We start from the raw sequence: 2,885 nt of genomic DNA, 5'->3' as shown, positions 1-2,885 counted from the left end.
AAGTTGATCGGCATGGCAGCATATCAAAGATGGGACCAGCGGAATGTAGAAGTATGTTATATGAAGCTGCACAAACAATGCTTACAGTTACCAAGAGGACATTTAAATTAAAAAACTGGGGTTGCGAAGAAAAAAGGAATGAAAAAAGCAATTGTAGCAGTAGCAAGAAAATTAGCTGTAATTATGCATAGGATGTTGGTTCATAAAACAGAATTTTATTATCAATAAACATCAAAAGAGCATAGGACAATAATTTTATTGAAAATAAAGATAGCAATGCCGATGGAAGGGACAAGCAAGAACTTAGTTAGACTTCGTGGTAAACATGTTGCCGTCCACTTCCGCCTAACAAGTATAATGCGGCTTGACAAATTTATTGTCATCTCAGACCGCGGAGAGAACCATATGCTACTTTTAACTTATATAAAATTACCAAGGATTATGGAGAAGATATGCTGTTTTGATTTGTGTGAAAATTATTGTTGACTTATGTGCAATTAGAGAACCTAAGTCACTTTAGCTATATATAAAAGGTTTAAGTGGTTGTATTGATGTATCTTTGTATTAAAAAACACCCAATAAGCAGAGTTGTAAGTGGAATAAACCACAAAATGTAAGTGCTAGATTTTATAGGCGGTACGATTATAATTGAATTGCCGTAAGAATTTTTTAACTCTGAGATTATCTCTTCATCTGTGTATCCATCATTGATTTTTTTACGAATTGCTTCTCGCATATCATACGCGATCTGAGATCCAGATTCAGACAATGATTCGCCAGAACATATTGGACACCTTATTATTTCAAATAAACTGGTTGCTCGTTTTTCCATGCTTTTATCTCTGAGTTTATTATCCAGAGTAAAAGCGTTTACGCCTGAGTGGAATATCAATATGAAAAGTAAGCTAATTACTATTCTCATTCTTGGTTAATTGGATTATTTTACTGAGTTGGTTCATAAAATCAGTGATGGATAACTTTCCAATAAAGCTTGACCCTACATCATCATCGTACTTTATTGAAAATTGAATGCCATCATCAGTTGTTTTTTCTGATAAGGAAGACATTAATTTTTCAAACACATCTGAAGTTTTTGAGTCACCAATCATAAACGAGATTAATTCTTTATAATTTGATATAGCCACGTTGATTTTGTCTTTAAATGAATATGTAACTAAGTTGTAATTGTTTACCCCACCATCTGCAGCAAAAGAAAAATTATTACTTTGAATCAAAAATTTCTCTATATTGAAATTAATTCTGGAAGCTGAGATGTCGTTTACAAATTCATAATCAAATTTAGTGTCGATACTAAGGTAACTTTCAGGACTTGCAGTATTTTTATACCGATAAGTATACAAATCAAATCCTAGCTTAGCATTTCCACTCAGTTCTTTATCGAGGTAAAATTGAATGTAATTACTTTTATCATTCACTTCAGTTATAACACTTTGCTGATTTTCTGAAACATCACATTTTAATCTATAATCTTCGTAACGAAGTGTACCTATATAGTCTATCACGCTGTTGAATCGCAATGAAGATGGTAAATCGTTTAGTCTAACAACAAAGTGGCTGCTATCGTTTGTGTGGCATTTTATATTCTTTTTCTCATCACCATGAACAGCAATGTTGACTTCATTGCTTGGTATGTAGATATATACTGATTTATCAAACAATCTATTTTTTATCAATAAAGCATCAGATGAGATGGTTAATTGCTCATTGGAAAATTTTGGGTTTGTCACACGGAAAATTAGGTTAGAAGGAAATCCACTAAAATCATGTGAAATATCAAATTTTTCGTCGTTAATGTATAGTATTGTTTCAGCTAAAAGATTTTTTACCTTACATGCAGAAAAATACCAAAAACCACTATACGCTACAGGAATAAATAAAAGTAAAGAGATGATAATATAGATAAAAATCTTACGCATGATTCCCCTGTTTATCTAATGATATGTTTCTTGTACCCCTTGGTATGGTTACACACAAGCCGTCGATATCTTTTGTGATTTTTATTTGGCATCCAAGCCTCGACGTCTCTGTTAAGCCGAAAGCTAGGTCTAACATATCATTTTCCTCATCAGATATGGGATTATGCGTTTCTACAGCATCATAAGATTTTGGATCAACAATCACGTGGCATGTAGAACAAGCAAGAGAGCCTTCACATGCACCTTCAAGCAGATCTGGATCACTTCTATGGGCTAAATTGAGCAGAGTTTCTCCCTCTGCAGCTTCATAACTTTTCTTACTCCCATCAGGTAAAATAAAAGTAACAGATGGCATATTATTCCTATTAAAATCCTTACTAATTTCTCTATATCCTACAGGTAATAACTAATATTTGCAAACTCTTTGCAATTCCAGTGCCTATATTTCTTGTTATCCAAGTAGCTCTTTGTTGTCATCCGAGTAGCTGACACTGGTTCCTTTATGACGGCAGTGCCCTCTTCTTGTCATCCCAGTGCCCTGATTACTTGGATCCAGAAAAAAGAATGGTGTCATGCAAGTAGCCTCCTTCTCCTGTCATCCAAGTAGCTGACACTGGGATGACACCCCACTTAACCGTCATACTGCCGCGGTATCTCTTAGCCGCTAACAAGCAGCGGGATAACGAGCTTATCGTCACGCCGTCGCGAACCGTCATACCGCCGCGAACCGTCATACCGCCGCGAACCGTCATACCGCGATTCATTCGCGGTATCTCAGCCGCTAACAAGAGATCCCGCTAACAAGCAGCGGGATGACGATTGTCGTTTATCCATAAATATTAAGAAATTTACCAAATGAAAAAAAGGCAAAAGAAGCCCCGTGGTTGGCTAATTACTTACATTATACTTTCAAGTATGGCGTTTTTTTATTCTAAACGTTTAATAACC

Annotated in this window: 4 protein-coding genes and 1 pseudogene; 1 reads left to right on the top strand and 4 read right to left on the bottom strand. The window is 35.4% G+C overall.

Annotated features, from left to right (window positions below):
* A pseudogene (locus OZD66_RS02485) lies at positions 1-191 on the top strand (hypothetical protein); the annotation flags it as partial.
* A 344-nt stretch (positions 192-535) separates the two neighbouring features.
* Here OZD66_RS02485 and OZD66_RS02480 read toward each other — a convergent pair.
* The 4 genes from OZD66_RS02480 to OZD66_RS02465 all read right to left on the bottom strand — a co-directional run bounded on the left by OZD66_RS02480 (position 536) and on the right by OZD66_RS02465 (position 2,511).
* Positions 536-922: a cytochrome c-type biogenesis protein gene (locus tag OZD66_RS02480; protein WP_182309927.1), complete on the bottom strand. Its 387-nt coding sequence runs from the start codon at positions 920-922 to the stop codon at positions 536-538.
* Positions 906-1,937: a hypothetical protein gene (locus OZD66_RS02475; RefSeq protein WP_182367162.1), complete on the bottom strand. Its 1,032-nt coding sequence runs from the start codon at positions 1,935-1,937 to the stop codon at positions 906-908. Before OZD66_RS02475 ends, OZD66_RS02480 begins: the two co-directional genes overlap by 17 nt.
* Entirely contained in the window at positions 1,930-2,292 is a 363-nt protein-coding gene (locus OZD66_RS02470; RefSeq protein WP_182367164.1) for a ferredoxin family 2Fe-2S iron-sulfur cluster binding protein, read from the bottom strand. The genes OZD66_RS02475 and OZD66_RS02470 overlap by 8 nt, the downstream gene beginning before the upstream one ends.
* A gap of 96 nt (positions 2,293-2,388) precedes the next feature.
* The gene (locus OZD66_RS02465; RefSeq protein WP_007549233.1) at positions 2,389-2,511 is read right to left on the bottom strand and encodes a hypothetical protein; all 123 of its coding nucleotides are present in this window, start codon (positions 2,509-2,511) and stop codon (positions 2,389-2,391) included.
* Positions 2,512-2,885 lie beyond the last annotated feature (374 nt).

This window comes from Wolbachia endosymbiont of Drosophila baimaii (genome assembly GCF_028982185.1).
Classification (GTDB): Bacteria; Pseudomonadota; Alphaproteobacteria; order Rickettsiales; family Anaplasmataceae; genus Wolbachia; species Wolbachia pipientis.
The sequence above is the reverse complement of the archived record's forward strand: the minus strand, read 5'-3'. Positions and strand labels throughout refer to the sequence as shown.

Coding starts and splice junctions, on each gene's coding strand:
- OZD66_RS02480 (WP_182309927.1), bottom strand. CDS start 922: ATGAGAATAGTAATTAGCTTACTTTTCATATTGATATTCCACTCAGGC.
- OZD66_RS02475 (WP_182367162.1), bottom strand. CDS start 1,937: ATGCGTAAGATTTTTATCTATATTATCATCTCTTTACTTTTATTTATT.
- OZD66_RS02470 (WP_182367164.1), bottom strand. CDS start 2,292: ATGCCATCTGTTACTTTTATTTTACCTGATGGGAGTAAGAAAAGTTAT.
- OZD66_RS02465 (WP_007549233.1), bottom strand. CDS start 2,511: ATGACACCATTCTTTTTTCTGGATCCAAGTAATCAGGGCACTGGGATG.